This window comes from Gemella haemolysans (genome assembly GCF_028308085.1).
GTDB classification, from domain to species: domain Bacteria; phylum Bacillota; class Bacilli; order Staphylococcales; family Gemellaceae; genus Gemella; species Gemella haemolysans_D.
Genome location: NZ_JAQMFS010000002.1, coordinates 1 through 967, shown reverse-complemented (window position 1 = coordinate 967; position 967 = coordinate 1). Strand labels below are relative to the sequence as shown.

Sequence of the window (967 nt, the reverse complement as noted above, 5' to 3'; positions counted from 1 at the left end):
ATATGAATTAGTATCTAATACATACCCAACAGACGGAGTATTCGATAAAGATGTTAACACTGATCAAGAGTTTACAGTAACACTTAAAGAACGTGAAGTACCAGTAACACCAGATCAACCAAAAACACCAGGAACTCCAGTAGATCCAAATAACCCAGAAGGACCTAAATACCCAGCTGGATTAGAAGAAAAAGATTTAAACAAAACAGTAACACGTACAATCACATACGTATATGAAGATGGAACTCCAGTATTAAATGAAGATGGAACTCCAAAAGTGGTAACGCAAGAAGCTAAATTCATACGTGAAGCAAAAGTAAACTTAGTTACAGGAGAAGTTACATACGGAGACTGGACACCAGCACAAGATTTAGCTGAAGTTACATCACCAGTAGTTAAAGGATTTGTAGCTGATAAAGCAAGTGTTCCTGCTGTAAATGTAACTGCAGATTCAAAAGATACTACAGAAGTAGTAACATACAAACCACTAGGATCATGGGTGCCAAACATTCCAGGACAACCAACAGATCCAATCAAATATCCAAATGATCCAAAAGATCCAACAAAACCAGGAACTGAAAAACCAAAAGTACCATACGTACCAGGATTCACACCTAAGGATAAAGATGGCAACCCACTTAAACCGGTAAATCCAAACAATCCAGAAGAAGGATATGAAGTACCAAATATCCCTACAAACCCAGGTGAAGACACTCCAATCAACTACGTAAAAGATACTCAAAAAGCTAAAACAACTTTCGTAGACGAAAAAGGAAACCCAATTCCAGGAGTAGCTGAAATTACTGAAGAAGGTGAATCAGAAACACCATTAACAAAAGAAGATGAAGTAAAAGCTAAGATCAAAGAACTTGAAAACAAAGGATATGAATTAGTATCTAATACATACCCAACAGACGGAGTATTCGATAAAGATGTTAACACTGATCAAGAGTTTACAGTAACACTT

1 protein-coding gene is annotated in these 967 nt (G+C 36.6%); it reads left to right on the top strand.

The window, feature by feature from the left end:
• A partial coding sequence (locus tag PNO30_RS00060; protein WP_420319620.1) for a mucin-binding protein occupies positions 1 to 967 on the top strand: 967 nt, incomplete at both ends.